Origin of the sequence: Rhodococcus aetherivorans (assembly GCF_025722975.1) — a bacterium.
GTDB lineage: Bacteria > Actinomycetota > Actinomycetes > Mycobacteriales > Mycobacteriaceae > Rhodococcus > Rhodococcus aetherivorans.
Window position 1 is genome coordinate 2,559,324 of sequence record NZ_CP106982.1, and the last position, 26,589, is coordinate 2,585,912.

General features: G+C 71.4%; 30 protein-coding genes. 19 read left to right on the plus strand and 11 right to left on the minus strand.

Going from position 1 to position 26,589, the window contains the following annotated elements; genetic code table 11:
• Positions 1-51: 51 nt before the first annotated feature.
• From OCS65_RS11600 to OCS65_RS11625, 6 genes are all read left to right on the plus strand, one after another.
• On the plus strand, positions 52-501 hold the full coding sequence (locus OCS65_RS11600; RefSeq protein ID WP_006942692.1) for an HAD-IA family hydrolase: 450 nt from the start codon (positions 52-54) through the stop codon (positions 499-501).
• Positions 498-1,910: a WS/DGAT/MGAT family O-acyltransferase gene (locus OCS65_RS11605; protein ID WP_029544608.1), complete on the plus strand. Its 1,413-nt coding sequence runs from the start codon at positions 498-500 to the stop codon at positions 1,908-1,910. Before OCS65_RS11600 ends, OCS65_RS11605 begins: the two co-directional genes overlap by 4 nt.
• A 3-nt stretch (positions 1,911-1,913) precedes the next feature.
• Positions 1,914-2,426, plus strand: coding sequence for a DUF6912 family protein (locus OCS65_RS11610; RefSeq protein WP_006942694.1), 513 nt, complete (start codon positions 1,914-1,916; stop codon positions 2,424-2,426).
• Positions 2,427-2,532: 106 nt separating this feature from the next.
• On the plus strand, positions 2,533-3,663 hold the full coding sequence (locus OCS65_RS11615) for a ferredoxin reductase (RefSeq protein ID WP_006942696.1): 1,131 nt from the start codon (positions 2,533-2,535) through the stop codon (positions 3,661-3,663).
• Positions 3,664-3,698: 35 nt separating this feature from the next.
• Positions 3,699-4,931: a fatty acid desaturase family protein gene (locus OCS65_RS11620; RefSeq protein WP_006942699.1), complete on the plus strand. Its 1,233-nt coding sequence runs from the start codon at positions 3,699-3,701 to the stop codon at positions 4,929-4,931.
• Between the two features lie 61 nt (positions 4,932-4,992).
• Positions 4,993-6,228 (plus strand): fatty acid desaturase family protein, encoded by a 1,236-nt coding sequence (locus OCS65_RS11625; RefSeq protein ID WP_006942700.1) that lies wholly within the window; start codon positions 4,993-4,995, stop codon positions 6,226-6,228.
• A gap of 79 nt (positions 6,229-6,307) precedes the next feature.
• Here the strand turns inward: OCS65_RS11625 and rsgA are convergent, their stop codons facing one another.
• Both rsgA and aroA read right to left on the minus strand, forming a co-directional pair.
• Positions 6,308-7,327, minus strand: a complete 1,020-nt coding sequence (gene rsgA / locus OCS65_RS11630; protein WP_006942701.1) for a ribosome small subunit-dependent GTPase A — start codon at positions 7,325-7,327, stop codon at positions 6,308-6,310.
• The gene (gene aroA / locus OCS65_RS11635) at positions 7,294-8,580 is read right to left on the minus strand and encodes a 3-phosphoshikimate 1-carboxyvinyltransferase (RefSeq protein ID WP_263510199.1); all 1,287 of its coding nucleotides are present in this window, start codon (positions 8,578-8,580) and stop codon (positions 7,294-7,296) included. Before aroA ends, rsgA begins: the two co-directional genes overlap by 34 nt.
• 72 nt (positions 8,581-8,652) lie before the next feature.
• On the opposite strand from aroA, the gene OCS65_RS11640 reads away from it, so the two are divergent.
• Entirely contained in the window at positions 8,653-9,108 is a 456-nt protein-coding gene (locus OCS65_RS11640) for an SOS response-associated peptidase family protein (protein WP_203330132.1), read from the plus strand.
• Here OCS65_RS11640 and ybaK read toward each other — a convergent pair.
• A complete protein-coding gene (gene ybaK / locus OCS65_RS11645) occupies positions 9,092-9,589 on the minus strand; it encodes a Cys-tRNA(Pro) deacylase (protein ID WP_263510202.1) in 498 nt (165 codons plus the stop codon). The two genes, OCS65_RS11640 and ybaK, sit on opposite strands and share 17 nt — an antisense overlap.
• Positions 9,590-9,751: 162 nt before the next feature.
• On the opposite strand from ybaK, the gene OCS65_RS11650 reads away from it, so the two are divergent.
• Together OCS65_RS11650 and rsrA are read left to right on the plus strand one after the other, a co-directional pair.
• On the plus strand, positions 9,752-10,381 hold the full coding sequence (locus OCS65_RS11650) for a sigma-70 family RNA polymerase sigma factor (RefSeq protein ID WP_037200997.1): 630 nt from the start codon (positions 9,752-9,754) through the stop codon (positions 10,379-10,381).
• The gene (gene rsrA, locus OCS65_RS11655) at positions 10,378-10,662 is read left to right on the plus strand and encodes a mycothiol system anti-sigma-R factor (protein ID WP_006942706.1); all 285 of its coding nucleotides are present in this window, start codon (positions 10,378-10,380) and stop codon (positions 10,660-10,662) included. The genes OCS65_RS11650 and rsrA overlap by 4 nt, the downstream gene beginning before the upstream one ends.
• Before the next feature lie 64 nt (positions 10,663-10,726).
• Here rsrA and OCS65_RS29940 read toward each other — a convergent pair whose 3' ends face one another.
• Positions 10,727-10,801, minus strand: a complete 75-nt coding sequence (locus OCS65_RS29940; RefSeq protein WP_022597109.1) for a 50S ribosomal protein bL37 — start codon at positions 10,799-10,801, stop codon at positions 10,727-10,729.
• A 96-nt stretch (positions 10,802-10,897) separates the two neighbouring features.
• Here OCS65_RS29940 and OCS65_RS11660 point away from each other — a divergent pair, with 96 nt between their 5' ends.
• Both OCS65_RS11660 and OCS65_RS11665 read left to right on the plus strand, forming a co-directional pair.
• On the plus strand, positions 10,898-11,113 hold the full coding sequence (locus OCS65_RS11660) for a biotin/lipoyl-binding carrier protein (protein WP_003939128.1): 216 nt from the start codon (positions 10,898-10,900) through the stop codon (positions 11,111-11,113).
• A 17-nt stretch (positions 11,114-11,130) separates the two neighbouring features.
• The gene (locus OCS65_RS11665) at positions 11,131-12,609 is read left to right on the plus strand and encodes a sensor histidine kinase (protein ID WP_006942716.1); all 1,479 of its coding nucleotides are present in this window, start codon (positions 11,131-11,133) and stop codon (positions 12,607-12,609) included.
• A 361-nt stretch (positions 12,610-12,970) separates the two neighbouring features.
• Here OCS65_RS11665 and OCS65_RS11670 read toward each other — a convergent pair whose 3' ends face one another.
• Both OCS65_RS11670 and OCS65_RS11675 read right to left on the minus strand, forming a co-directional pair.
• Positions 12,971-13,225: a WhiB family transcriptional regulator gene (locus OCS65_RS11670; protein ID WP_006550236.1), complete on the minus strand. Its 255-nt coding sequence runs from the start codon at positions 13,223-13,225 to the stop codon at positions 12,971-12,973.
• A gap of 226 nt (positions 13,226-13,451) precedes the next feature.
• Positions 13,452-14,414: a diacylglycerol/lipid kinase family protein gene (locus tag OCS65_RS11675; RefSeq protein ID WP_006942718.1), complete on the minus strand. Its 963-nt coding sequence runs from the start codon at positions 14,412-14,414 to the stop codon at positions 13,452-13,454.
• 47 nt (positions 14,415-14,461) lie between these two features.
• On the opposite strand from OCS65_RS11675, the gene OCS65_RS11680 reads away from it, so the two are divergent.
• Positions 14,462-14,890: a hypothetical protein gene (locus OCS65_RS11680; RefSeq protein WP_006942719.1), complete on the plus strand. Its 429-nt coding sequence runs from the start codon at positions 14,462-14,464 to the stop codon at positions 14,888-14,890.
• Here OCS65_RS11680 and OCS65_RS11685 read toward each other — a convergent pair.
• A complete protein-coding gene (locus OCS65_RS11685) occupies positions 14,860-15,360 on the minus strand; it encodes a GNAT family N-acetyltransferase (RefSeq protein ID WP_006942720.1) in 501 nt (166 codons plus the stop codon). The genes OCS65_RS11680 and OCS65_RS11685 overlap by 31 nt on opposite strands.
• Before the next feature lie 95 nt (positions 15,361-15,455).
• Between OCS65_RS11685 and OCS65_RS11690 the strand changes: the two genes are divergently transcribed.
• Entirely contained in the window at positions 15,456-16,244 is a 789-nt protein-coding gene (locus tag OCS65_RS11690) for a ParA family protein (RefSeq protein ID WP_006942721.1), read from the plus strand.
• Between the two features lie 25 nt (positions 16,245-16,269).
• On the opposite strand, the gene OCS65_RS11695 is transcribed toward OCS65_RS11690, so the two are convergent.
• Complete coding sequence (locus OCS65_RS11695) at positions 16,270-17,487, minus strand: Rv3212 family protein (protein WP_006942723.1); 1,218 nt, start codon at positions 17,485-17,487, stop codon at positions 16,270-16,272.
• Positions 17,488-17,496: 9 nt separating this feature from the next.
• The gene (locus tag OCS65_RS11700) at positions 17,497-19,101 is read right to left on the minus strand and encodes a DEAD/DEAH box helicase (protein WP_006942724.1); all 1,605 of its coding nucleotides are present in this window, start codon (positions 19,099-19,101) and stop codon (positions 17,497-17,499) included.
• A gap of 205 nt (positions 19,102-19,306) precedes the next feature.
• Here OCS65_RS11700 and OCS65_RS11705 point away from each other — a divergent pair, with 205 nt between their 5' ends.
• Entirely contained in the window at positions 19,307-20,011 is a 705-nt protein-coding gene (locus tag OCS65_RS11705) for a ferritin-like fold-containing protein (protein ID WP_029544591.1), read from the plus strand.
• 46 nt (positions 20,012-20,057) lie between these two features.
• The gene (locus OCS65_RS11710; RefSeq protein WP_006942731.1) at positions 20,058-20,288 is read left to right on the plus strand and encodes a DUF3107 domain-containing protein; all 231 of its coding nucleotides are present in this window, start codon (positions 20,058-20,060) and stop codon (positions 20,286-20,288) included.
• A gap of 106 nt (positions 20,289-20,394) precedes the next feature.
• Here OCS65_RS11710 and OCS65_RS11715 read toward each other — a convergent pair whose 3' ends face one another.
• Positions 20,395-21,072: an HTH-type transcriptional activator FasR gene (locus OCS65_RS11715; RefSeq protein WP_006942732.1), complete on the minus strand. Its 678-nt coding sequence runs from the start codon at positions 21,070-21,072 to the stop codon at positions 20,395-20,397.
• Positions 21,073-21,298: 226 nt separating this feature from the next.
• On the opposite strand from OCS65_RS11715, the gene OCS65_RS11720 reads away from it, so the two are divergent.
• The 3 genes from OCS65_RS11720 (at position 21,299) to OCS65_RS11730 (ending at position 24,521) form a co-directional block, all read left to right on the plus strand.
• Positions 21,299-22,345 carry a DUF3152 domain-containing protein gene (locus OCS65_RS11720; protein WP_373566439.1) on the plus strand — a complete coding sequence of 349 codons (1,047 nt, stop codon included), beginning with the start codon at positions 21,299-21,301 and terminating at the stop codon, positions 22,343-22,345.
• Between the two features lie 49 nt (positions 22,346-22,394).
• Positions 22,395-23,570, plus strand: coding sequence for an adenylyltransferase/sulfurtransferase MoeZ (gene moeZ / locus OCS65_RS11725; protein WP_006942735.1), 1,176 nt, complete (start codon positions 22,395-22,397; stop codon positions 23,568-23,570).
• A 96-nt stretch (positions 23,571-23,666) separates the two neighbouring features.
• The gene (locus OCS65_RS11730; protein ID WP_006942736.1) at positions 23,667-24,521 is read left to right on the plus strand and encodes a TIGR02569 family protein; all 855 of its coding nucleotides are present in this window, start codon (positions 23,667-23,669) and stop codon (positions 24,519-24,521) included.
• Here the strand turns inward: OCS65_RS11730 and OCS65_RS11735 are convergent.
• Entirely contained in the window at positions 24,518-25,183 is a 666-nt protein-coding gene (locus OCS65_RS11735; RefSeq protein ID WP_006942737.1) for a FadR/GntR family transcriptional regulator, read from the minus strand. The genes OCS65_RS11730 and OCS65_RS11735 overlap by 4 nt on opposite strands.
• A 55-nt stretch (positions 25,184-25,238) precedes the next feature.
• Between OCS65_RS11735 and OCS65_RS11740 the strand changes: the two genes are divergently transcribed.
• Positions 25,239-26,540 (plus strand): MFS transporter, encoded by a 1,302-nt coding sequence (locus OCS65_RS11740; protein ID WP_072635571.1) that lies wholly within the window; start codon positions 25,239-25,241, stop codon positions 26,538-26,540.
• The last annotated feature ends 49 nt before the right edge of the window (positions 26,541-26,589 follow it).

Below are 26,589 nucleotides of genomic sequence, written 5' to 3' on the forward strand. Positions count from 1 at the left end.
CGTTCGGGCTGTTGCATCGCCGAACCGGTGCTCGCGAACTAGGGTGAGGCGATGCGTGGACTGGTGCTCGATTTCGGTGGGGTGCTCGCGGGCCCCGGCACGGACGCGGCCGCGCTCGGTGGGGTGCTCGCCGAGGTGCGCCGGCGCGGCGTGCGCACCGCGATCCTCAGCAACGATCCGGGTGGTCCCGCGGCCGGCCCGCTGCGCGATCTCGGGCGCGGCCGGCTGGTGGACGAGGTGGTGCTGTCCGGAGACGTGGGCACCGCCAAACCGGACCCGCGCAGCTACCTGCTGGTGGCCCGGCGTCTCGGGCTCGAACCGTCGGCGTGCGTGTTCGTCGACGACCTGCGGGTGAACGTGGACGGCGCGGTCGCGGCGGGGATGGTCGGCGTGCATCATGCCGATGCCGCCGAGGTGGTGGCGGAATTGACGGTGCTGTTCGGCCTCGGCGAGTCGTCGCGGGCCGGGGCGCCGCGGGACGAGGGGGATGTCGGGCGATGACCAACCGGATGTCGGCTCAGGACGCGTCGTTCTACTTTCTGGAGACGAGCAATACGCCGATGCACATCGGCTCGCTCGCCATCCTGGAGCAGCCGCGCGGTGGGCTCGACTACGAGGACGTGCTGCGGCTGGTGGAGCGACGTCTCGCGGCGGTGCCGCGGTACCGGCAGAAGGCCCGCGAGGTCGCGCTCGGCCTGGCGCGGCCCGTGTGGGTCGACGACCGCGACTTCGACATCACCTACCACGTGCGGCGCTCGGCATTGCCGCGGCCCGGCTCCGAAGCGCAGCTGCACGACCTGTTGGCCCGGCTGATCTCCCGTCCTCTCGACCGTTCGCGCCCGCTGTGGGAGATGTATCTCGTCGAGGGCCTGGCCGGCGACCGGTGCGCCCTGTTCACCAAGACCCACTCGGCCCTGGTGGACGGCGAGGAGGCACTCGAGATCGGGCAGGTGCTCTTCGAGCCCACCGAGACTCCCCGGGTGGATCCGGAGGAGCTGTGGATGCCGGAACCGGAGCCGAGCGACTCGGCGCTGGTGTTCGGCGCGCTCGCGGAGCTGGTGGCCCGCCCCGGCGAGGCCGTGTCGGGGTTGCGGGCGGCCGTCGGCGATCTGGCCGCCACCGCCGGCGAGGCGCTGGATGTCGTGGGCCGGTTGGCGCGCACCGCCGCCCAGTCCGCGCCCGGCAGCCCGCTGAATGCCTCGATCTCGCGCAACCGCCGGTTCGCGGTGGTCAAGGCCGATCTCGAGCTGTACCGGAAGATCCGGGCCCGCTACGGCTGCACCATCAACGACGTCGTGCTGGCGGTGATCGCGGGGGCGCTGCGGTACTGGCTGCTCTCACGCGGGGAGCCGCTGACGGAGGCGACGGTGGTGCGGGCGATGGTGCCGATGTCGGTGTACACGCAGGACCCGGATGCGCCCGACGAGGGTGGGGACGTGTCCGCGGCGGGGCCGCGCGGGGAGGTCTCGACCTTCCTGGTGGACCTTCCGGTCGGTGAACCGAACGCGGTCGTCCGCCTGTCCCACATCTCGCACGCCGGGGAGGCCTACTCGCGGCAGGGCCGGCGGGTGCCGGCGCGGTCGATGATGCGGCTGTCCGGGTTCGCGCCCGCGACCATGCACGCGGTCGGGGCGCGTGTCGCGAGTGGTTTCTCCCAGCGCATGTTCAACCTGATGATCACGAACGCACCGGGTCCGCAGCATCCCCTCTACCTCGCCGGGGCGCGGGTGCTCGAGATGTACCCGATCTCGCCCCTGCTGAAGAACCAGGCACTGAGCGTCGCGTTGACGTCGTACGACGGCAACGTCTACTACGGTCTGAATGCGGACCGCGACGCCATGCCCGATGTGGAGGTGCTGACGTCGCTGCTGCACGAGTCGCTCGAGGAGTTGTTGGATGCCAGTAGGTGAGTTGTGACACGGGTGTACGTGCCGGCCACGATCGAGACGTTGAAGCGGTTGGTCGCCGACGGCGAGTTCGAGGCGGTGAGCCGCACCGCGTTCGCGGTCACCCCCGCGTTGCGCGAGGCGTACACCTCCGGCGACGACGAGGAACTCGCCGAGGTCGCGATGGCCGAGGCGGCCCGCGCCTCGTTGCGGTTGCTCGCCGGCCGGGCCGACGACGACCCGGCTCCCGAGTTCGGCCTGCGCCGGGTGGTCGTGGCCGCGGACGTCGACGGGGTGACTTTGCGCCCGGATCTCGACGATGCGGTGGTCCGGCTGCCCGGACCGGTGCCGCTGTCCGCGGTCGCGTCGGTGCACGTGGACCTCGCCGCCGCGGAGCCGGACATCGCCCGTGCCCTCCCGGTCGTGGACGCGGCCGACCTCGGCGACGAGGAGGCGGAGTTCGTGCTGGGCGACGCCGAGGACCACGAACTCGCCTGGTACGCCGCCCAGGAACTGCAGTTCCTGCTCGAGTTGCTCTGAGCTGCTCCCGGCCCCGAGTGTGACGGCTGTCTCGCCGCAACCTACGCCTCCGTAGGGAGCTGGTAACCTACGGAGGCGTAGCCCCTGGACGAGGAGAAGTGATCGGATGGGTCTGAAGGACTGGATCGAGCGGCCGGCGGCGCATGTCGCGACGAGGGACCGATCCGTGTCGAATCTCCTGCGCGGCGCGGCCGCGCGGTTGACGACACCGCTCCTGCCCGACGACTACCTGCACCTCGCCAACCCGCTGTGGTCGGCGCGTGAGCTGCGCGGCCGCATCGTCGAGGTCCGCCGCGAGACCGCCGACTCCGCGACGCTCGTCATCAAGCCCGGCTGGGGCTTCGACTTCGGGTACGCGCCGGGCCAGTACATCGGCATCGGGCTGCACGTCGACGGCCGCTGGCACTGGCGTTCGTACTCGCTGACCTCGTCGCCCACCTGGGACCGCAAGCTCATCTCGATCACCGTCAAGGCCATGACCGACGGTTTCCTGTCGAGTCACCTCGTGAGCGGCGTGCCCGCGGGCACGATCGTGCGGCTCGCCGCGCCCAAGGGCGAGTTCGTCCTGTCCGACCCCCCGCCGCCGAAGATCCTCTTCCTCACCGCGGGCAGCGGCATCACCCCGATCATATCGATGCTGCGCACCCTCGACCGCCGGTCGCTGCAGGCGCATGCCGAGCTGCCCGACGTCGTGCACGTGCACTCGGCGCCCACCGCCCCCGAGGTGATGTTCGCCGACGAGATCGCCCGCTTCGGTGCGGACCACGAGCAGTACCGCCCGTACGTGCGGCTGACGCGGGAGCAGGGCAAGTTCACCCTCGCCGAGCTGGACACGGTGTGCCCGGACTGGCGGGAGCGCCAGGTGTGGGCGTGTGGCCCGCAGGCGATGCTCGACGACATGGAGCGGTTCTGGGATGCCGCGGGCCTGCCGGAGCGGCTCCATCTGGAACGCTTCGCCGTCACCCGGGCGGACACCTCCGGCGCCGGCGGCACGGTGACCTTCGCCAAGTCGGGCAAGACCGTCACCGTCGACGGTGCGACGACCCTGCTCGAGGCGGGTGAGAGCGCCGGCGCCCTGATGCCGTTCGGCTGCCGGATGGGAATCTGTCAGACTTGTGTGGTGCCCCTGGAGAAGGGGCACGTCGTCGATCTCCGGTCCGGCAAGGAACACGCCGAGGGGGAGCGGGTTCAGACCTGCATCTCCGCGGCTGCCGGAGACTGCACGCTCGGCGCCTGACGCACTACCGACCCGGACCAGGGGGAAGGACCCCGGTGGCAATCACCGACATCACCGAGTTCGCGCACCTCACCGACGCGGACATCGAGGAACTCGGCCGCGAGTTCGACGCGATCCGTCGCGACATCGAGGACACCCGGGGGCTGCGCGACGCCCGCTACATCCGCAACACGATCCGGCTGCAACGCGTGCTCGAGATCGGCGGCCGGGCGGCGCTGTTCGGCAGCCGCCGGCGTCCGCTGTGGCTGCTCGGCACGGGCTTGCTCTCCCTGTCGAAGATCATCGAGAACATGGAGCTCGGGCACAACGTGATGCACGGGCAGTGGGACTGGATGAACGACCCGGAGATCCACTCGACGTCGTGGGAGTGGGACCAGACGGGTCCGTCGCAGCACTGGAAGCGCGCCCACAACTACGCGCACCACACCTATACGAACATCGTCGGCATGGACGACGACGTGGGATTCGGCATCCTGCGGATGACGCGCGACGAGAAGTGGCGGCCGATCAACCTGCTGCAGCCCGTGGCCAACCTGATCTTGGCGGCCACCTTCGAGTGGGGCATCGCCCTGCACGACCTCGGAGCCGAGAAGAAGGCGTGCGGCGTGCCGCCGGGGCAGCGGAACTCCCAGCCCACCAAGGACTTTGCCCGGAAAATTGCGCGGCAGCTGGGCAAGGACCTGGTGCTGTTCCCGGCCATGACGGGCCGGGCGTGGCGCAGCACGATCACCGCGAACCTCACGGCCAACCTGGTGCGGAACCTGTGGGCGTACGTGGTGATCTTCTGCGGTCACTTCCCCGACGGCGCCGAGAAGTTCACCGTGGCGCAGTACGAGAACGAGACGCAGGGCCAGTGGTACCTGCGGCAGCTGCTCGGTAGCGCCAACATCGATGCCGGTCCGGTGATGGCCTTCATGACCGGCAACCTGAGCTACCAGATCGAGCACCACCTGTTCCCGGACCTGCCCAGCAACCGCTACCCGGAGATCGCGGAGCGGGTGCGCACGCTGTGTGCGAAGTACGACCTGCCGTACACGAGCGGTCCGCTCGGCAAGCAGTACCTGCTGGCGCTGCGCACGATCCACAAGCTGGCGTTGCCGGACGCGTGGTTGCGGGCGACGTCGGACGACGCCCCGGAGACCTCGTCCGAGCGCAAGTTCCGGCGTCCCGATCTGCCGCGGGTGCGGTCGGTGGGGGAGCGTCGCGAGGGGCTGGCGACCGCGCTGCAGACATTGCGCGCCGCCAAACGCGCCGCCCGGCGGAAGTGATCTGCCGCACAAGCTACATCTCCGTAACCTACGGACTCGTAACCTACGGTACGGTAGGCGCATGGCCATTTCGGACATCAAGGAGTACGCGCACCTCACGGAGGCGGACGTCGAGGCCCTCGGCCGAGAACTCGACGCCATCCGGCGAGACATCGAGGACTCCCGCGGCGAACGCGACGCCCGCTACATCCGCAACACGATCCGGCTGCAGCGCGGCCTGGAACTCGGCGGGCGCGCGGCGCTGTTCGGCAGCCGCCGGCGTCCGCTGTGGCTGCTCGGTGCGGGCCTGCTCGGCGTCTCGAAGATCATCGAGAACATGGAGCTCGGGCACAATGTGATGCACGGGCAGTGGGACTGGATGAACGATCCCGAGGTCCACTCCGCCAGCTGGGAGTGGGACAACGCCGACCCGTCCGCGCACTGGAAGCAGACCCACAACTACCTGCACCACAAGTACACCAACATCCTCGGCATGGATGACGACGTGGGATACGGCCTGCTGCGGGTCACGCGGGACCAGCGCTGGTCGCCGTTCAACTACGGCAACATCGTCTACAACGCGCTGCTCGCCCTGCTGTTCCAGTACGGCGTCGCGGTCCAGCATCTCGAGCTCGGCAAGGTGGCCAAGGGCCGCGACGACCGCGCCGAGACCAAGCGCAAGCTGCGCGAGGTCGGGGACAAGATCGGTCGCCAGATCGTCAAGGACTACGTGGTCTACCCGGCGCTGACGGGCAAGGCCTGGAAGTCCACGCTGACCGCGAACATGACGGCGAACGTCATCCGGAACCTGTGGACCAACGCGGTCATCTTCTGCGGGCACTTCCCCGACGGCGCCGAGAAGTTCACCAAGGCCGACGTCGACAACGAGTCGCAGGCGCAGTGGTACCTGCGGCAGATGCTCGGCAGCGCCAACATCTCCGGCGGCCCCGTCATGGACTTCATGACCGGCAACCTGAGCTACCAGATCGAGCACCACCTGTTCCCGGACCTGCCGTCCAACCGGTACGCCGAGATCGCGGTGAAGGTCCGGCAGCTGTGCGACAAGTACGACCTGCCGTACACCACCGGCCCGCTCGCGGTGCAGTACTTCAAGTCGTGGCGCACCATCGCCAAGCTGTCGCTGCCGAACAAGTACCTCGCCGACACCCCGGACGCCGCACCCGAAACCGCGTCCGAACGCGGCTTCGGCGGCACCGCCGTGGTGGACCCCGCGACCGGCCGGCGACGCGGTCTGGCGACCGCGATCCGCGAGAACCGCCGGGTCCGCGGCGTGCGCCGCCTCCTGGGCATGCGTTGATCCCGAGCCCGCATCGAGCGCCCGGCGTCCCCGTGACGCCGGGCGCTCGGCGTCGCGGGCCCGTATCACCGGCTCTCGGTCACCAGGTCTCGTTCGCGGCGATCGCGGTCAACAGAGCCCGCACCGCCATCGCGCGGCGCCGGGACTTGCCCTCGAGTTCGTCGAGCGCGCACTCGGGATCCGCAGGCGGGCCCAGGTGGGTGCAGCCGCGGGGGCAGGCCTCCACCGCCTCGGCAAGATCCGAGAAGGCGGCGATCACGTTGTCGGCGCCGATGTGCGCGAGTCCGAACGACCTGATACCGGGCGTGTCGATCACCCAACCACCGCCCGGCAGCGGCAACGCCACCGACTGCGTGGAGGTGTGCCGGCCCTTCCCGACGCCCGAGACCGCCCCGATGGCCCGGTCGGCATCCGGGACGAGTCTGTTGACCAGGGTCGACTTCCCGACGCCGGAGTGGCCGATCAGGGCCGTCACCTTGCCGGTGAGCATCTCCCGGAGTTCCGTCAGGTCCCGATCCTGTCCGGCCAGCATCACGCGGACGTCCAGGTCGGCGAACTGCGCGGTGAACTCGGCCGGATCGGCGAGATCGCTCTTGGTCAGGCACAGCACCGGGTCGAGACCGCCCGCGTACGCGGCGACCATGGACCGTTCGACCAGCCCGGTCCGCGGCGGCGGATCGGCCAGCGCGACGACGATCAGCAGTTGCTCCGCGTTGGCCACGACGATCCGCTCGAACGGGTCGGTGTCGTCGGCGGTGCGGCGCAGCACCGTGGTGCGCTCCTCTACCCGCACGATCCGCGCCAGGGTGTCGGGCCGTCCCGACAGGTCCCCGACCACGGCGACCCGGTCGCCGACCACGACGGGGGTGCGGCCGAGCTCACGGGCCCGCATCGCCACCACCGGCCGTGCCGGATCGCCGCCCAGCACGCAGCCCCACCGACCGCGGTCGACCGAGACCACCATCGCCTCGGCGGCGTCGAGATGAGCCGGCCGGTCCTTCGTGCGCGGACGCGAGCCCTTGCCCGGACGGATCCGGACATCGGACTCGTCGTAGGTGCGCCGGCTCAGGAGCGTGCTCCCGTCAGCATCCCGGCCCACAGCTCGGGGAAGTTCGGCAGGGTCTTGGCGGTCGTGCCGATGTCCTCGACCTCGACGCCGTCGACCACGAGGCCCACGATCGCGCCCGCCGTGGCCATCCGGTGATCCGCGTACGAATGCCAGCGCCCGCCGTGCAGCGGCGCGGGCACGATGTGCAGGCCGTCGGCGGTCTCGGTCGCGGCGCCGCCGAGCTTGCCGAGCTCCGTGGCCAGGGCGGCCAGGCGGTCCGTCTCGTGCCCGCGCAGGTGCGCGATGCCCCGCAGCGTGGACGGGGTCGTCGCCAGCGCCGCGAGCGCTGCGACGGTGGGGGCGAGCTCACCCACGTCGTGCAGGTCGATGTCGAGGCCGCGCAGGCGCTCCGGGCCGCGCACGGTGAGCGTGCCGCCGGACAGGGCGACGTCGGCGCCCATCTGCTGGAGGATGCCGCGGATCGCGTCGCCGGCCTGGGTGGTGCGCTGCGGCCACCGCGGCACCGACACCGTGCCGCCCGTGACGGCCGCGGCCGCCAGGAACGGGGTCGCATTGGACAGATCCGGCTCGACCACGCGGTCCACCGCGCGGATCGGGCCCGGCGCGACCCGCCAGGTGTCGGGCACGGTGGTGTCCACCGTCACCGCGGACTCGCGCAGCATGTCGACGGTCATGTCGATGTGCGGCATGGACGGCACGGCCGCCCCGGCGTGCCGGACCGTGACGCCCTCGTCGAACGCCGCGGCGGACAGCAGCAGCCCCGAGACGAACTGCGACGAGCCGGACGCGTCGATGGTGACGACACCGCCGCGCAGGCGGCCGCGCCCGTGCACGGTGAAGGGCAGGGTGTCGCCGTCGACGTCGGCGCCGAGCGAGCGCAGGGCCTCGAGGACCGTGCCCATCGGCCGCGTGCGCGCCTGCTCGTCGCCGTCGAAGAAGACGTCGCCGTCGGCCAGTGCCGCGACGGGCGGCACGAATCGCATCACCGTGCCGGCCAGGCCGCAGTCCACCCGGGCGCCGTGCAGCCGGCCGGGGGTGACGTGCAGGGTGGTGCCGTCGTCGCGTTCGTCGATCGTCGCGCCGAGTCCGCGCAGGGCGCCGATCATCAGGTCGGTGTCGCGGCTGCGCAGCGCGCCGGTCACGGTCGACGGGCCGTCCGCGAGGCCGGCGAGGATCAGGGCGCGGTTGGTGATCGACTTGGACCCGGGCAGCGTGACGGAACTGTCGACGGGTGACTCGGCTCGGGGCGCACTCCACGGATTCACCCGTCCATCTTCGCCCATCCGCGCGAGGGCCACACCTGCCACACTTCGAAGCCGTGTGCGGCCGGCATGCGGTGACGGCGGATCCGGCGGATGCGCTGGGGGCCCGTCCCGTCGTTCGCCACCGAGATTGTCCGGAGCGCAACGCTTTTCAACGCCCGACCCGAATCGGCCGCGCTCGAGCCCGCTTTCGCGCGGCCGGTGCGGCACCGGCGGTGCCTGGTGCCGACGGACGGCTGGTACGAGTGGCAGCACGACCCGTCGTCGGCCGACGGCAGGGCCGGCCCTGCCGGCAAGGCTGGCTGGGCCGGGCGGATCCCGTACTACATGTCCCCGCGGGACGGTTCGCGCCACTGCACGGCCGGGCTGTGGTCGCGGTGGTCCGATCCGAAGTCGAGCCGCGAGGCGGTGGTCTCGATCACGATCCGGCGTCGGCCGAGGTCGGCAGCGTCCGCAACCACGGTCCCGGACTGCTCGCCCCGGCCTCGCCCGCCGCCGAGCAGCTCACCCTGCTCTGACGCCCGGCGCCGAATCAGGCCCCGGTGGTGATCGGCGCCACCACCGCGCCCGCGAGCCGCACCAGGTCCGCCGGCGCGAGTTCGATCTCGAGGCCGCGGCGTCCCGCGCTGCACAGGACCCGATCCCACTGTTGCGCGGAGGCGTCGACGGCGGTGCGCAGCCGGCTGCGCTGGCCCAGCGGTGAAATCCCCCCGAGGACGTAGCCGGTGACGCGCTCGGCGTCGCTGCGCTCGGCCATGACCGCCTTACCGCCACCGAGGGCGGCCGCCGCCGCCTTGAGCGAGAGGGTCGCCGGGACCGGGATCACGGCCACCGCGAGCTTGCCGTCGGAGAGCTTGATCACCAGGGTCTTGAAGATCTGCGCGGGGACCACCCCGAGCCGCTGCCCGAGCATCTCGACGGCCTCGGAGCCGAAGGAGCCGGCCCGCGGGTCGTGCGGGTACTCGTGGACGCGGTGGGTGACGTTCTCGCGCAGCAGCAGCTTCGTCGCGGGAGTGGAGGTCGAGGCCATGCGCGCCAATGTAGGGAACAAGGGCCGGACCTGTCGTGTTGATTCCGGGTGGCCGCCCCGATCGGGCGCGGCCGGTAACCGAGAGCGAGGGAGTACCGCGTGCCTGTGCTGTGCCCGCCCCGACCGGTAGCCTTCACGGATACGGCAAGTGAAGGGATCGGTGTGGTCGAGGAGTCTGGTGCGGAACTGGCCGAACGGTTCGAGCGGGATGCACTGCCCCTGCTCGATCAGCTCTACGGCGCGGCCCTGCGGATGACCCGCAACCCTGCGGACGCGGAGGATCTGGTTCAGGAGACGTATATCAAGGCGTTCTCCGCCTTCTCCTCGTTCAAGGAGGGCACCAACCTCAAGGCGTGGTTGTACCGCATCCTGACGAACACCTACATCAACTCCTACCGCAAGAAGCAGCGCCAGCCCGCGCAGTACCCGACGGAGGAGATCACCGACTGGCAGCTCGCGGCGACCGCCGAGCACAGCTCCACCGGTCTGCGGTCGGCCGAGGTCGAGGCGCTCGACGCGCTTCCCGACGACGACGTCAAGGCTGCGCTGCAGGAGCTGCCCGAGGAGTTCCGGATGGCGGTGTACTACGCCGACGTCGAGGGCTTCCCGTACAAGGAGATCGCGGAGATCATGGGGACCCCCATCGGCACGGTGATGTCGCGGCTGCACCGCGGCCGCAAGCAGCTGCGCGGCCTGCTGGCCGATGTCGCGCGGGAGCGGGGATTCAACCGGAGCGGAGCCGTCGACGCGGCCGTCGGAGACGGTGCGGACAAGAAGGAGGTCTCGAGGTGAGCGAGTCGGCCGACTTCGATCAGCTCGACTGTTCCGCGGTGATCGCGGACGTCTACCTGCTGCTCGACAGCGAGTGCGACGATCGGTCGCGTGAGCGCCTGCAGCGCCATCTCGACGACTGCGGGTCCTGCCTCGAGGCGTACGGGCTCGAGTCCCAGCTCAAGTCCCTGCTGAGCCGCAAATGTGGCGGCGAGCACGCTCCGGAGGGCCTCCGGGAGCGGTTGCTGATAGAGATCCGGCGGACCGTCGTCGTGACGACCCGCACCGACGTCCGGGATTGAGCCACCAACGAGTGAGGGGGCCGGAAGCAGCTGCTTCCGGCCCCCTCACGCGTGTGCGCGCGCCTCAGGCGTTGGGACGCTTGCCGTGGTTGGCGGCGTTGCCCTTGCGGCTGCGCTTCTTGCGGCCTCGCTTACCCATGGTCCGATCTCCTTTCTGGTTCATTACAGTGTTTCACGTGTGGTCCGGTGGCCCTGAAAGCAGGGCCACCGTCTTCTTCGTGGAATGAGGTGCCCGATGGCCGAGGACGTGCGCGCCGAGATGGTCTCCACCGTGTTCGAGGTGGTCGTGCAGGAGGGGGACGTCGTCGCCGAAGGCGACACACTGGTGATCCTGGAGTCCATGAAGATGGAGATCCCGGTGCTCGCCGAGACGTCGGGCACCGTGACATCGCTGGACGTGGTCGTCGGCGACGTCGTCCAGCAGGGCGATCTCATCGCGGTCATCTCCTGAGTCCGCACGTGCCCCCCGTGTCCACCCTCAGTGCCCTCCTCGCCGAGCACACCGACCTGCCGGGCGGTGCGGTCGATCACCTCCAGCGGGTCGTCGGCGAATGGCAGTTGCTCGCGGACCTGTCCTTCGCGGACGTCCTGTTGTGGGTGAGCGCGGAGCCGGGTGGGGTGGTGTGCGTGGCGCAGTGCCGGCCCACCACCGCCTCGACCGTGTTGCCCGAGGACATGGTGGGTTCGGTGGTCTCCGAACGGGAGCACCCACACGTGCTGCGGGCCCTCGAGACCGGAGTGGTCGTCTCCGCGGACTCACGGCCCAGCCACGTCGCGCCCCTGCGCCGTCAGGCCGTGCCGGTCCGCTGGGACGGGCAGGTCATCGCGGTCCTGAGCCGCGACGCGGCGACCGTGGCGCGGCGCACCAAGAGCGCCCTCGAGACCGCCTACCTCGAATGCGCCGACGCCTTGTTCACGATGATCTGCGAAGGCACCTTCCCGAATCCGGAATCCCGATCCGACACCAAGTCCAGTCCGCGGGCCGGGGACGGCTTCATCCGCCTCGACCGGTCCGGCCGGGTGGTGTACGCGAGCCCGAACGCCCTGTCCGCCTACCACCGGATGGGCCTGAACTCCGACCTGCTCGGCCAGAACCTGATCGAGACGACGCGCGCGCTGGTGACCGATCCGTTCGAGAGCGAGGACGTCGAGACCTATCTGCGCGGAGCGGTGCACGGCAAGCTGGGACGGCCCATGGAGATCGAGGCCCGCGGCGCCACCGTGCTGCTGCGCGCGCTGGTGCTCGCGCCCGGCGGCCGGCTCGAGGGCGCTGCGGTGGTCATCCGCGACGTCACCGAGGTCAAGCGGCGCGACCGGGCGTTGCTGAGCAAGGACGCCACCATCCGGGAGATCCACCACCGGGTGAAGAACAACCTGCAGACGGTCGCGGCCCTGCTGCGGCTGCAAGCACGGCGCACCGGCAACACCGAGGCCCGGCAGGCCCTCGCCGAGGCGGTACGCCGGGTGACGTCGATCGCGCTCGTGCACGAAGCGCTGTCGATGTCGGTGGACGAGGAGGTCGATCTCGACGACGTCGTCGACCGGCTGATCCCCATCGTCGTCGACGTCGCGGCCGTGGGCAGCCAGGTCCGGGTGCGCCGGGAGGGCAGCCTCGGGGTCTTCCCCGCCGAGCGGGCGACACCGCTGGTGATGGTGCTCACCGAACTCGTGCAGAACTCCGTGGAACACGCCTTCGACCCGGGTGCCTCCGGCACCGTGACGCTGCGCGCCGAGCGGTCGGCCCGCTGGCTCGACGTGGTGGTCCACGACGAGGGCAAGGGTCTGCCGGAGGGGTTCGACCTCGGCAGTTCGGACCGCCTGGGCCTGCAGATCGTGCGCACGCTCGTCGCCGCGGAACTCGGCGGGACGTTGCGGCTCGAACGGGCTGCGCCGACCGGCACCGACGCGCGGCTGCGGGTTCCGCTGGGCCGGGTGACACTCGGCTGAGACGGTCTCGCCGTGTCCCTGCCGGGACGGTGTCGCCGTGTCCCTGCCGGGACGGTGTCGCCGTGTCCCTGCCGGGACGGTGTCGCCGTGTCCCTGCCGGGACGGTGTCGCCGTGTCCCTGCCGGGACGGTGTCGCCGTGTCCCTGCCGGGACGGTGTCGCCGTGTCCCTGCCGGGACGGTGTCGCCGTGTCCCTGCCGGGACGGTGTCGCCGTGTCCCTGCCGGGACGGTGTCGCCGTGTCCCTGCCGGGACGGTGTCGCCGTGTCCCTGCCGGGACGGGGGAGCGCGGCCTCCGGACGCGGGAAGGCCCGGCACCGAAACGGTGCCGGGCCTTCCCGGAGCTCTGTGGCGTAGGTCGCGTCAGACCGCGGTGCGTGCCCGGGTACGGGCGTTGCGGCGCTTGAGGGCGCGACGCTCGTCCTCGCTCATGCCGCCCCAGACGCCCGCGTCCTGGCCGGACTCGAGGGCCCACGAGAGGCACTCGGCGGTGACGGGGCAGCGGTTGCACACGAGCTTGGCGTCGGCGATCTGCGCGAGGGCCGGACCGCTGTTGCCGACGGGGAAGAACAGCTCGGGATCCTCGTCGCGGCAGATGGCCTTGTGGCGCCAGTCCATGCTTCTACTCTCCTTCGATAGTGCTCGTCGCACCGGCTGATCGTGGTGGCAAGTTCATGTGCGCGTCGGCAAGTGTTTCCGCGCGGTTACTTGTGAATGCTTTCACGAACCAGCGTGAAGTCAATAGAAAACGTCACGACCGTGGGGAAGCTCACGCCGACGGTGTCCCGGGTATTTGGGTTCGAACTTCCTTTGTACACCTCGGGAAACGAAAATGTAACCCGGATCACGTACGGGCGTCGGCGCGCCCGGGACACGGGGCCACGACGTCGAGCACGGCGGGCACCGACACGAACTCCACTTCGGTGCGAAGGCCCAGGTAGTCGCCGTCGACCTGCAGGCCGATCGGCCGGGACGACACCGCCTGCACCCGCGCGACGTCGTCGACGCGCACCAGGCGACGGGAGTTCGGATCGCCGCGCCGCGCGAGCAGCTGGCGGACCACCCGCAGGCTCGCGAACACCGCCGTCGTCGTCATCGCGAAGACTCCGAGCCCGGTCTCGAACGAGGTGCCCGGGTTGGTATGCACCGGGCGCTTGTCGAGGTAGGTCCATGGGCTCGAATTGGAGACGAACGCGTAGTACACGCCCGGGATCGGTGGCCGGCCGGGCAGCGTCAACGTCAGCGCGGGTTCGGCGCCCTTCGACTTGAAGAACTGCGTGATCGAATGCGCGACGTAACGCGCGGTGGTGACCTTCCGCCCGCCCAGCCGGCTCAGGTCGATGGCCTCGCACACCTGCGCGTCGAGCCCGAGTCCCGCATTGAAGACGAACCACCGGCCGTCGCAGTGGCCGAGGCCGATCCGGCGGGTAGTGCGCTGGGCCAGCAGGTCGAGCAACTGCTCGGTCGCCGTCACCGGATCGGCGTCCACGCCCAGCGACCGGGCGAAGACATTGGCCGAGCCGCCGGGGACCACCGCGAGCAGGGGGAGAGTGGGGTCGGCCACCCGTTCCGACGGGGTGCCGAGCAGGCCGTTGACGATCTCGTTGACGGTGCCGTCGCCGCCGTGCGCGACGACGACGTCCATCCCGTCGGCGTGCGCCGAGCGGGCCAGTTCGGCGGCGTGCCCCCGATGGGTGGTGTGGGCGACGGTGAGGGAGACCCGGTCGGCGAGCGCACGGGCCAGCCGGTCGCGACCGGCCGGAGTGGTGGTCGTCGCGTTGGGGTTCACGATCAGCAGTGCGCGCACGGAGCATCAGCCTAAGTGGTCTCGTACGGGTCCACTACGCTGGCCGGGTGTCCACCGAGTCGCCACGCAGCACCGTTCCGTCGACCGTTCGAGCCGCGGGTGGTCTCGTCGTCCTCGAAGGCGTGATCGCCATCGGCTTCGCTGTGGTCTCGGTGGTCCGGGCCCTCACGGGCGGGCACGACCAGACGGTCGGCAACGGCTACGGCCTCGCACTGTGGCTGGGGATCCTGTTCGGCGGCGTGCTCGCGGCCGGGATCGCGCTGCTGCGGGGCAAGCGGTGGGGGCGGGCCGTGGCGATCGTCGCCCAGCTGTTGCTGCTGCCGGTGGCCTGGTCGCTGCTGACGGACTCCCACCAGGTCGTGCTCGGCATCCTGCTCGCCCTGATCGTGGTGCCGGCGCTGGTGCTGCTGTTCAGCCCGCCGACGACGCGCTGGCTGGCGCAGGACTACGCCCCGGACGCCGACGACGTGGCCTGATCTCCGCCGAGCGCGGCGAGTGCCTGCCCGCTGAGGCGGAAGGTGGTCCACTCGTCCTGCGGGACGGCGCCGAGCGAGCGGTAGAACCCGATCGACGGCGTGTTCCAGTCCAGCACCGACCAGCTCAGGCGGCTGTAGCCGCGGTCGACGCATTCGCGGGCCAGTGCCGCGAGCAGAGCGCGGCCGTGGCCGTGGCCCCGGTGCTCGGGCCGGACGTACAGGTCCTCGAGGTAGATGCCGTGCACCCCGTCCCAGGTGGAGAAGTTGCGGAACCACAGCGCCATGCCCACCACCGTTCCCTGTGCGTCCTCTGCGACGTGGGCGAACGCGGCGGCGTCCCTGCCGAACAACGCCGTGTGCAGCTGCTCGGGCACGACGGTGCACTCGGCGCGGGCCTTCTCGTACTCGGCCAGCTCGTAGACGAGGGCGGTGAGGGCGTCGACGTCGGCGGGACGGGCGCGGCGGATCACGATCGGGGGCCTTTCGTGGGGATCGGCGACCCGCCGGACGGCGGAAGTCGCGGTCGATTCTCGCGTTCGGACGACTTTTAGGCGAGGATCGTTCCGTGACAACGGTACTTGCGGTGGCAAATCAGAAGGGTGGCGTCGCGAAGACGACCACCGTCGCGTCTCTGGCGGCCGCCCTGGCCGGGTTGGGGCAGCGGGTGCTCGTCGTCGACCTGGACCCGCAGGGATGCCTGACATTCTCGCTCGGGCACAACCCCGACCGGCTCGAACGCTCGGTGCACGACGTGCTGGTCGGGGCGGCGGAGGCCAAGGAGGTTCTGCTCGACACGGACGAGGGCTTCACGTTGCTGCCCGCGACGATCGACCTCGCCGGGGCCGAGGCGCTGCTGCTGATGCGGCCGGGGCGGGAGTTCACCCTCCGGCGGGCGCTGGCCCCGCTGCTCGACAGTTTCGACGTCGTCGTGATCGACTGCCCGCCGTCGCTGGGCGTGCTCACGCTCAATGGCCTGACCGCCGCGCAGTCCGTGCTCGTGCCCCTGCAGTGCGAGACCCTCGCGCACCGCGGCGTCGGGCAGCTGCTGCGTACCGTCGCCGAGGTCAAGCAGATCACCAACCCCGACCTCGAGCTCCTCGGTGCCCTGCCGACGCTCTACGACGCTCGCACGACGCACAGCCGCGACGTGCTCGCCGACGTCGCCGACCGGTACGACATGCCGGTGCTCGCGCCGCCGATCCCGCGCACCGTGCGCTTCGCGGAGGCGTCGGCGTCGGGGGCGTCGGTGCTCGCCGGCCGGAAGAACAAGGGCGCCGAGGCCTATCGCGAGCTGGCCGAGAACCTGCTCGCCCACTGGCGCGACGGCAAGAAGCTGGTCACCTTCACGTCGTGAGGTGCGCGGTGAGTTCCTCGGGGGCTCATCGCAGCACTACGACCTGCGGCCCGCGCTGCTCGAGCACCGAAGTCCCGGCGACCGCCACGTTCACCACTCCCGCCTCGTCGCGCACGACCGGAATCCGGCCCTGCACCGCCCCGGTGGCAGGCTCGACCACCGCGAGGGCGTCGCGCACCGGCAGCAGCAGGGCCCCGGCCATGGCGGCGCCGGTGCCCGTCGTCCCGGGCAGCGTCCACCGCGGCACCAGGTCGTCGCCGCCGAGGGCGACGGTCTCCGTGCCCGACCACCACGTGAGGAACGAACCCTGCACCGCGGCGGGGAACACCGCGTCCGGCGTCGCCGCGGCCGACAGCGGGTGCCGGGCGGTCAGCGTGCCGGCGGCGTCGTATCCGGCGAGAACGGGCCCGGACGAGGCGGTGGGCGGCAGGTACAGCACCGTGCGCTCACCGCTCACCGCGACGACGCGCGTACCCATGTCGTCCGGCCCCAGTTCCGGCAGCACCGACGAGGCGATCTCCTTCGGCTGGGAGTCTGCCTCCGGGGTCGTCTCGAGCAGCGTCAACCGGTCCGCCTCTTCGCCCGGGCAGCGTTCGACGACCGCCAGCCGGGTGCTGCTGGCCGCGGCCGAGCGCAGCGTGCACCCGTTGCGGGGTTGCGCCCCCGGCACGACGGGCGCGTCCACGCGCCCGTACTCGAGCGTGCGCACGAGATCCGACCGCCACAGTTCGAGGCGGGTGTCGCCCCGCGAGATCACGTGGGTGTCGGCGGCGGTGAGGGTCACTGCGTCGTCGGCGTCGCTGGAACGCTGCGCCCCGCGCATCCCCGAATCGGGGACCAGCTGGGTCACCTGGCTGCATCCCCGCTGGTCGCGGTACACCGCCACGGCGGTGCGCCAGTCCTCCACGACCCCGCACAGCGGCATGTCGCGGCCGTAGCGCCACAGCTCGGCGCCCGAGTCGAGGGCGCGGCCGGTGACCGTGCCGCCGTCGCCGGTGACCACGACACCTCCGACCGCGATCGGACGGGACGTCGCACCGCTGGGGGCCCGCCACGCCTCCGTCAGCGTCGACGGCACCGCCGTCGCGGACGCCGGCGCCTCGGGTGCCGCGTCGGTCGTGACGGACACGGTGCCGCGTGCGTCCGACCGCAGCCAGACGACGCTCGCCGCCGCGACGACCGCGACGGCGAGCAGGAGGGCTGCGATCAGGTCCGCCCGGGTTCTGCGCTCCGGTGCGAGCATCGCGGCCGACTACTGGGCAGCCGAGGCCGTGACCGTGTCGCTCTTCGCCGTCGCGGAGGAACCGCCGCGGCGCCGGCGCCGGCGCCGGCGTGCGGGCGCCGCCGTCCCGTCCCCGGAGTCCTCGGCCTGCTCCGACGCGGCGCTCGTGTTCTCGGGTCCGGTGTTCTCGGCACTTCCGGAGTCGGGCCGGCCACCGCGGGTGCGCCGGCGGACCCGGGTGCGCTTGGGTCGTGCCGCGTCCTCGGCGGCCTCGGCGGCCTCCTCGCGGGCGGGCCGCTCCGCCGGCGCCTTGCGGACCGTGCCGGTCGTGCCTTCGGGGATGCCCAGCTCCTCGAACAGGTGCGGCGAACTCGAGTACGTCTCGACCGGGTCGGACAGGCCGAGGTCGAGGGCCTTGTCGATGAGCTGCCAGCGCGGGATGTCGTCCCAGTCGACCAGGGTGACGGCGATGCCGGTGCGCCCCGCCCGGCCGGTGCGGCCGATGCGGTGGACGTAGGTCTTCTCGTCCTCGGGGCACTGGTAGTTCACGACGTGGGTGACGTCGTCGATGTCGATGCCGCGGGCGGCCACGTCGGTGGCGACGAGCACGTCGATCTTGCCCTTGCGGAACCTGTCGAGGGCCTTCTCCCGGGCGATCTGCCCCAGGTCGCCGTGCACGGCTCCGACGGCGAAGCCGCGCTCGGCGAGCTCGTCGGCGACCTTCTGCGCGGTGCGCTTGGTGCGGGTGAAGATCATCGTGGCGCCCCGGCCCTCGGCCTGCAGCACCCGCGCCACCAGCTCCGCCTTGTCGAGTGCGTGCGCGCGGTAGACGAGCTGGTTGGTGCGCTCGTGCACCGCGGAGGACTCCGGCTCCTCGGCCCGGATGTGCGTCGGGCGCGTGAGGAAGGTGCGGGCGAGCGTGATGATCGGGCCGGGCATCGTCGCCGAGAACAGCATCGTCTGGCGGCGGTCGGGCACCATGCCGAGAATGCGCTCGATGTCCGGGAGGAAGCCGAGGTCGAGCATCTCGTCCGCCTCGTCCATCACCAGGATGCCGATCTTGCCGAGGATCAGGTGACCCTGGTTGGCGAGATCCAGCAGGCGGCCCGGGGTCCCGACAACGACGTCGACGCCCTTCTTCAGCACGTCGACCTGTGTCTCGTACGGGCGCCCGCCGTAGACGGACAGGACCTTCAGCGGTCCGTCGGCGCCGCGGAGGTACTTGGCGGCGTTCTCGAGGTCCTGCGTGACCTGCAGGCACAGCTCGCGCGTCGGCACGATCACCAGGGCGCGGGGCGTTCCGTCGAGGGCGGTGGTGCCGGACGCGGTGGTGGTGAGGCGGTGCAGCAGCGGGACACCGAACCCGAAGGTCTTGCCCATGCCGGTGCGCGCCTGTCCGATCAGGTCGTCGCCGGCGAGGGCGAGGGGGAGCGTCAGCTCCTGGATGGCGAAGGTGCGCTCGATGCCCATCTCGGCGAGAGCGCGGACGATCTCGTCCCGCACGCCCAGCTCGCCGAACGTGGGCGGGGTGTGGGTGGAGTCGAGTTGGGCCGACACCGTGGTTTCGGTGGCGTCGTCTTCGTGGTCGACAGTGATCTTGCTCAGGGGTCTGGCCTTCCTGGTCTCGGCACGCACGCACGAGTGGAGAGGCGACCGGCCTGCGCCTCAGCGAGAGCGACCGGAACGGGCTCTGCGAGGCGCGGCAGCGATCTGCGATCGGGTGCGCGCACATCATCGGTGAAGTCCGCGGGGCCGGTGGTCGGCGCCTCGAGGCGCGGCCTTCCAGGACCATTGTACCGTGAGCCGCGCGGTCACCGGCTGGGTACTACGCTGTGTCGTCATGGGAGCCGAAACGTCGCCGTCCGCCGCAGAGTCTCGTCCACCCGCCGCTCCGGCGCGCGTCCCGGCCGATCATCCCGGCGTCGCCGAGTTGTTCGCGGTGCTCGCCTACGGTGAGATCTCGGCCTTCTACCGCCTCGCCGACGATGCACGGATGTCGCCGAGCCTGCAGGGGCGGGTGGCGTTCGCGAGCATGGCCGCCGCGGAGATGAGCCACTTCGAGACGCTGCACGCCGCGCTCACCGCGCGCGGCGTGGAGATCTACACGGCGATGGAGCCCTACCGGCGCGCCCTCGACGCGTACCACGCGTCCACGAACCCCTCGAACTGGCACGAGTCGCTGGTCAAGGCGTATGTCGGCGACGGCATCGCCGCCGACTTCTACCGCGAGATCGCCGGCACCCTCGCCCCCGAGGTGGCGGAGGTCGTGCGGGAGGTCCTCGCCGAGACCGGGCACTCGGAGTTCGTGGTGCACGAGGTGCGCGAGGCGGTGCGGCGCAGCGCGGCCGACAAGGACCGGCTGATGCTGTGGGGACGGCGGCTGCTCGGCGAGGCCATCACCCAGGCGCAGTACGTGATGGCCCAGCGTGAGGACCTCACCGATCTGGTGATCGCCGCGTCCGGTGATCTCACCGACATTGCCGCGTTGTTCGACCGGATGCAGCTCGAGCACGCCGAGCGGATGGCGGTGCTGGGACTGCACTAGCCTGGGCGGGGACAGCTGTAGAGCCCTGAGAGTTCGGAGGTCGACCGTGGAGGTCAAGATCGGTGTTGCGGACAGTCCCCGCGAGCTCACCGTGATCAGCGAGCAGACGCCCGACGAGGTCGAGTCGCTCGTGGCGCAAGCCCTGGCCGGCGAGAAGGACGGCGTGCTGACACTCGTCGACGAGAAGGGCCGCAAGCTCATCGTGCAGGCGGCGCGGGTCACCTACGTCGAGATCGGCCCCGCCGACATTCGCAAGGTCGGGTTCGCGGCGACCTAGAACGACGGCATCACGACGAAGGGCCGGGGCTGCTGCCCCGGCCCTTCTGTCGTCGCGGGCGCGGCCCCGGCCCTGGGGTCGGCGCCGTCTGGTCGGCGCCTTCCGGTTACCGCCTGCGCAGCTCCGGCTGCAGCGGCACGTGCGAGAGTCCACCCCAGGCGAGAGCGACCGTGGTGTCGACGGCGTCCTCCTTCGGAATCGGCCGGGCGGCCTCGAGCCAGTAGCGGGCGGTGAACTGGCTGGTGCCGACGAGGCCGACCGCCAGGATGCGCGCCCGGTAGGGGTCCAGACCGGAGTCGTGGCTCACCAGGTCGAACACCGCGTCGACGCATGCCTCGGTGGCCTGCTCCACGCGGTGGGCCACCTGCGGCTCGCCCATCAGGTCCGATTCGAACACCAGACGGAAACCCTGCGAGTCGTTGTCGACGAAGTCGAAGAACGCCTGCACCGCGGCGCGGACGCGCTGCCTGTTGTCGGTCGTCGACCGCAGGGCCTGGCGGACTCCGGCGATCAGGCTGTCGACGTAGCTCTGCAGCACAGCGCAGTACAGTTCGAGCTTGCCGGGAAAGTGCTGGTACAGCACCGGCTTGCTGACCCCGGCGCACTCGGCGATCTCGTCCATGCCGGCCGCGTGGTATCCGCGGGTGACGAAGACTTCGCTGGCTGCAGCGAGGAGCTGGACCCGGCGCTCGTCCCGCGGCATCCGGGCGCCGCGTCGAGTGCCGGTGCCGTTGCCCGAGCTGGTGGCGCGGCCGGACGATGTCCGGGCTGCGAGTTCGGTCATGTCGCTCCCAATCCGAAAAATTCGTCGAAGTGATGCCTACCACTACGACGTGCAATCGTCTCTGCACGTTACAGGCCGGGGGGCCTCGAGGTGCCGTGCACCCCTACCCACGAGTATCCCAGCCGAAGGCCCACTGTGCGCGGCGCCACATCGGCGTGGCGGCGGTCGGCGCCCGCGCTCGGCGACCCGGCACGGCCGGCGACGGCCGTATGAGAGTCTGGCAACCGTGACCGACCGAGCAGGAGCCGGCGTGACGGACACACCGCGCCGCCCGGTGCGCAGTCCGCACCGGACACCCGAGGACCGGACGTCCGACCGGCGACGCAGCCGCGCCCCTTCCCACCAGCCTCTGCGAGCTCAGTGGGATCCCGTCTCGGGCGGGGAGAAGGTTCCTCGTCCGCCGCGCCCGGACCGCGGGGTGCGCAGGCAGACCCGGCTCGGCCGGTTCGTCGCGACCTACGGATGGCGGGCCTACGCCATCCCCGTCCTCGCGGTCCTCACGGTGATCGTCCTGGTGGATGCGCTGCGCACCGGTGGCAGCACGCCCGAGGCCACGGCGGCCGGGGACGCGGCGGCCGCATCCGGCGACGTGGTGGGCGTGCCCGCGCCGGTCGCGGACGGCACGTTCCCCGCCGATCTGCCGTCCGGCGCGCTCCCGGACGGCGGGCCGTTCACGGTGGCCGGCGCCGGCACCTGGCGGGTGGTGCCCGGGACCAGCGGTCAGGTCGGCACCGGCCGCGTCTACACCTACACCGTGGAGATCGAGGACGGGGTCGACGCCACCGGCTACGGCGGCGACGCGGCGTTCGCCCGGATGGTCGACGAGACCCTGGCCAACCCGAAGAGTTGGACACAGGACCCGGCGTTCGCGTTCCGTCGCGTCGATCAGGGCGTGCCCGACTTCCGGGTGTCGCTGACGTCCCAGATGACGATCCGGCAGGGCTGCGGGTACGACATCGAGCTGGAGGTGTCGTGCTACAACCCGGGCCTGGGCCGGGTCCTGCTCAACGAGCCGCGGTGGGTGCGTGGCGCCGTCGCATTCCAGGGTGACATCGGCTCCTACCGTCAGTATCAGATCAACCACGAGGTCGGGCACGCCATCGGCTTCGCCGCCCACGAGGGGTGCGGCAGCGACGGGGGCCTCGCGCCGATCATGATGCAGCAGTCCTTCGGCACCGCCAACGACGACATCGCCGGCCTCGATCCCGAGGGCCTCGTCCCCCGCGACGGACTCACCTGCAGGTTCAACCCGTGGCCGTATCCGCGGGCGTGAGGATGGGACAATCGGGTAACCGCCCGATCGAGCCGGCCGAGGAGCTGTCGTGAGCCCATTACCACCTCTGGTGGAACCCGCTGCGGACCTGACGCGCGAGGAGGTGGCCCGCTACAGCCGGCACCTGATCATCCCCGGGGTGGGGGTGGTGGGGCAGCGGCGGCTGAAGAACGCGCGGGTGCTGTGCATCGGCGCCGGCGGCCTGGGTTCGCCGGTGCTGCTCTACCTCGCCGCGGCGGGTGTCGGCACCCTCGGCATCGTCGAGTTCGACGATGTCGAATCGTCCAACCTGCAACGGCAGGTGATCCACGGGATCGCCGACGTGGGCCGCCCCAAGGGGGAGAGCGCCCGCGACACGATCCGCGGGATCAACGACAACGTGGAGGTGCGGCTGCACCCGGTGCGCCTGGACCCCGGCAACGCCGTCGCACTATTCGAGCAGTACGACCTGATCCTCGACGGCACCGACAACTTCGCCACCCGTTACCTCGTCAACGACGCCGCGGTCCTCGCCGGCAAGCCGTACGTATGGGGGTCGATCTTCCGGTTCGAGGGACAGGTGTCGGTGTTCTGGGAGGCCGCACCGGACGGGCGGGGGCTGAACTACCGGGACCTGTACCCGGAGGCGCCGCCGCCCGGGATGGTCCCGTCCTGCGCCGAGGGCGGCGTGCTCGGGGTGCTCTGCGCGTCCGTCGGGTCGATCATGGCCACCGAGGCGATCAAGCTGATCACCGGCATCGGCGAGTCGCTGCTCGGACGCCTGATGATCTATGACGCTCTCGCGATGAGCTACCGGACGGTGACGTTGCGCCGCGACCCGGGCCGGGTGCCGGTGACCGAGCTGGTCGACTACGAGTCCTTCTGCGGTGTGGTGCCGGACGACGGCGCAGCCGCCCTCGCCGAGTCCACCATCACCCCGACCGAGCTGCGCCGGCTGCTCGAGTCGGACCGGGAGATCGAGCTGATCGACGTGCGCGAGCCGGTCGAGTGGGACATCGTCCACATCGAGGGGGCGCGGCTGATCCCGAAGGACCGCATCCTCTCCGGCGAGGCGCTGGCGGAGCTGCCGCAGCACAGGCCGATCGTGCTGCACTGCAAGACGGGGATCCGCTCGGCCGAGGCCCTCGCAGTGCTGAAGGAGGCCGGTTTCGCGGACGCCACGCATCTGCAGGGCGGGGTGCTCGCGTGGGCGCAGCAGGTGGACCCTTCGCTGCCCGTGTACTGAGGGGAATACGGGGAAGATAACGATGCGGGAATGGTGTCCCCGGGTAACGGAGTGCCTTCCCCTCAACGGGGCGGCGCCGACTGTACGGTGTGCCCCGTGAGTCCCCTCGAACCCCCGCAGCACGTGCGCTCGACCTTCGGCCTCCGCGACGTCGAACCGGTCCCGCTCGGGGCGGACTGGGACGGTGGCTGGCGGTGCGGCGACGTGGTGCTCTCGCCGGTCGCCGACCATGCCCGCGCAGCGTGGTCGGCGAAGGTGCGCGAGACCCTCGGGGTCGACGGGGTGCGACTGGCGCGGCCCGTCCGCTCCACCGACGGCCGCTACGTCGTCTCCGGTTGGCGCGCCGACACCTACATCGTGGGCACCTCCGAACCGCGGCACGACGAGGTGGTGGCCCTGTCGCTGCGGCTGCACGCGGCCACCGCCCAGCTGGAGCGGCCGCGCTTCCTCATGCAGCCGCCCGTGGCGCCGTGGGAGGACGTCGACGTGTTCGTCGCCGCCGACCGCGCGGCGTGGGAGGCGGTGCCCCTGCGCACCGCCCGCGCCGCCGGCGCCCCGGAAACCGTCACTCCCGACGGACGCAAGAGCATCGACCTGATCAACCAGCTCGCGACGCTGCGCAAGCCGGTCCACCTGCCCGATCAGCTCGTGCACGGTGACCTGTTCGGCACCGTGCTCTTCGCCGGCAGCGCCGCGCCGGGCCTGACCGACATCACCCCCTACTGGCGGCCCGCGTCGTGGGCGGCCGGTGTCGCCGTCGTCGACGCGCTGTCGTGGGGCGGGGCCGACGACGAGCTCATCGGCCGGTGGGAGGACCTGCCGGAATGGCCGCAGATGCTGTTGCGCGCGGTGATGTTCCGGCTCGCCGTGCACGCCCTGCATCCGCGCTCCACGGAGGAGGCGTTCCCGGGGCTGGCACACACCTCGGATCTGGTGCGGCTGCTCCTCTAGCCTTCGCCGCCGCGCAGCTCCCCGAACATCGCGAGCGCGGCGGCGGTGGCGCGGCCGGGCTCTCCCGCGACGACGGCGAGCACCAGCTCGCGGTGCTCGTCGTGGAACCCCGCCCCCGTCTCGTCGACGCGGCGCCGGATCGTCTCCTCGATGACGGGCAGCAGCGAGTCGTAGAACTCGAGGTACACGGCGTTGTGGCTGGCCTCGACGATTGCGCGGTGCAGGGCGACGTCGGCGGCGAGAGCGGCGGCCGAACGCGGGTCGGCCCACGCGCGCATCCGCGCGTCGAACAGTTCGGTCAGGTGCGCGGCGTCCGCGTCGGTGCGGCGCCGGGCGGCGAGCGCTGCGGCGGTGACGTCCAGCGCCTGCCGCAGTTCGAGCACGTCCTGCTCGTGGGCGTCGGCGAAGTAGGTGCCGAGAGCGCTGCCCACCTCCGAGGTGGCGACGACGTAGGTGCCCGAGCCCTGCCGCCGCTCCAGCAGCCCCGAGTGCACGAGCGCCTGCACGGCTTCGCGCACGGTGTTGCGGCCCGTCCCGGTCAGCTCGGCCAGGGCGGGTTCGGGAGGGATGCGGGTGCCCACCGCCCAGGCGCCGGTGCGGATCTGGTCGCGCAACTGCTCGGTGACCTGGGCGATGAGGCTGGTGCGTCGCACGGTGCGCATGGGAATCCTTCCTGCATCCGGAAAACGCCTTCGACGATAGACGTCGGGTCATCCTATGATTTCACTCGTGGCTGTCACCGGTGCCGGATCCTCGTCCCCGTCCCTCCTGCGGGGACGGCTCCTGGTCTTCGTTGCGATCGTGATGTCCGCGCTCACGCTGCGCCTCGCCGTGACCTCGTTCAGCCCGCTCGCCGAGCAGATCCGCGCCGAGCTCGGTTTCGCGCCCGCCGTGGTGGGCGTGTTCGGCATGGTGCCGACCGCGATGTTCGCGGTGTTCGGGCTGCTCACCCCCGTCATCGCGCGCCGGGCCGGACTCGAGGCCACGGCCCTCGTCGCGATGCTGGCCGCCGGATTCGGCATGGCAGCGCGCGCGCTGACCCACGAGACGTGGACACTGCTCGCGTTCTCCGCGCTCGCGCTCGCCGGGATGGGGGTCGGCAACGTGGTGATCCCGCCACTGGTCAAGAGGTACTTCTCCGACCGGCTCGCGGTCGTGAGCACCGTGTACATCGTCGGCGTCCAGATCGGGACGGTGCTGCCGGCCCTCGCGGCGGTCCCCGTCGCCGAGGCCGCCGGGTGGCGCTGGTCCATCGGGCTGTGGGCGGCGTGGGCGTTCGCCGCGGCGATCCCGTGGATCGGCGTCCTGTACCGGGCCCGCGGCACGCGTCCGGCCGCCGGCGACGCGCCGCACTCCCAGCCCACGCCCGGCCGGGTGTGGCGCTCGCCCGTCGCGTGGGGCATGGCCGGCATGTTCGGCATGACCTCGCTGATCACCTACTCGATGTTCACCTGGATCCCCGCGGTGCTGCTCGACGCCGGCGGCAGCGAGGCGCTCGGCGGCGCCATGATCGCCCTGTTCTCGTTCGTCGGCCTGACCGCCTCGTTCGTCGCTCCCGCCGCGTGCGCCCGCATGCGGGATCCGTTCCCGCTCGTCGTCGTGTGCGTGGCGTGCTACGCGGTGGGGTTCACCGGTCTGCTGCTCGCGCCGCTGACGGCCACGGCGCTGTGGGTGCTGGCGATCGGCGTCGGGCCGACCACGTTCCCCATGGCGCTCACCCTGATCAATCTGCGCACCCGCACCCACGCAGCGTCCGCCGCACTGTCCGGCTTCACCCAGGGTCTCGGCTACACCGTCGCGTGTCTCGGCCCGGTGCTGGTCGGTGTGCTGCGCGAGGCCACCGGCGGCTGGACGGCGCCGTTCGCGTTCCTCGGGTGTGCGGCGCTCGTGGTGCTCATCGCCGGCCGGGTCGCCTGCCGGCCCCGGTACGTCGAGGACACCTGGGGCGGTTCCGGTGCCGGTCCACAGCCCGCGAGCACCCGCGGCGCCGACCTCACGGAGGCCTCCTGCCGCAGGTGAGCATCTCTTGACGCGGCAGTCACCGAGGGCAGCACCGCGGCAACACCCG